Here is a 1,153-nt window from a genome sequence, read left to right on the forward strand (position 1 = left end):
TCTTCTGGCGTGTCAGTATCACGAACCGTTAAGGTTGCGACTACCGTATCAGTGCTCACTGCGTCTTCAGTGATGCTTTCTACGGCATCAACCTTGATGGTTGGCGCATCGTTCACTGGATTAACGGTAACGGTCACCTTCGCTTCATCGGTCAATTGACCGTCCGTTACGATATAGGTGATTTCAGCGTCACCATTGAAGTTTTCTGCCGGAGTGAAGACGAGTTTTCCATCCACCACTTCAACCGTGCCCTGCTCTTTAGGTACAGAGGCTGATTCAATACTCAGCTTATCGCCATCAATATCGGTGTCGTTTGGCAGGACATCAATCGTCACTGGCGTGTCTTCGTCAGTAATCGCCGTGTCATCTTTTGCCACTGGTGCATCATTCACTGGCGTCACATCAACGCTCACCGTGGTGGATTCCGATACCCCGCCTGACGTGACAATGTAGGTGAAGCTGTCTGTACCGTGGTAGTTGTCGTTTGGCGTGTAAGTTACGCTGCCATCAGGATTGACCGAGACCGTGCCGTTAGCTGGACCGTTATTGGTATCAAGCGACACCACTTTGTCGTCGCCTTCGAACGTGTCGTTATCTAAGACCTTGATGATGGTCGCCGTGTCTTCCACAACCGTCGCGCTGTCTGCCACGATGTCCGCCACAGGGGCAACTGTGAAGTTCACGGTTTGACTAACACTCTCGCCGCTTGGATCGGTGGCGGTAAAGGTCAGTGTTTCTGAGCCGTTCCAGTCCGCAGTTGGAGTGATCGTGGCAATACCATTGACTATCGCTACTTGAATGTTGCTGTTGCCAGATACGCTAAACGTTAACTCGCCATCGGCATTATCCACATCGCTGAAGGCCGCATTCAGATCGATCGTGTATGGCGTGAAATCTTCCGCCAAGGTTTGGTCTGCAATGCTACTCTCAACCACTGGCGTATCGTTCACGGCATTCACCGTAACTTTGACCGTCGCTTGGTCAGTCAGCGCACCATCGGTGACGGTGTAAGTGATCTCAGCGTCACCATGGAAGTTCTCGGCTGGCGTGAACACCAGTTTACCGTCAATAATCTCGACTTGACCTTGGTCACTCGGCACAGACGCCGATTCGATGCTTAACGCATCGCCATCGATGTCAGTGTCGTTTGGCA

General features: G+C 51.9%; 1 protein-coding gene. It reads right to left on the bottom strand.

Translation table 11 applies throughout. From position 1 onward, the window contains the following. Positions 1 to 1,153, bottom strand: a 1,153-nt coding sequence (locus tag L3V32_RS26060; RefSeq protein WP_237285681.1) for a tandem-95 repeat protein, incomplete at both ends; no start/stop codon positions are given.

This window comes from Vibrio sp. J2-4 (assembly GCF_021728155.1).
In the GTDB taxonomy this organism is placed as follows: Bacteria; Pseudomonadota; Gammaproteobacteria; order Enterobacterales; family Vibrionaceae; genus Vibrio; species Vibrio diabolicus.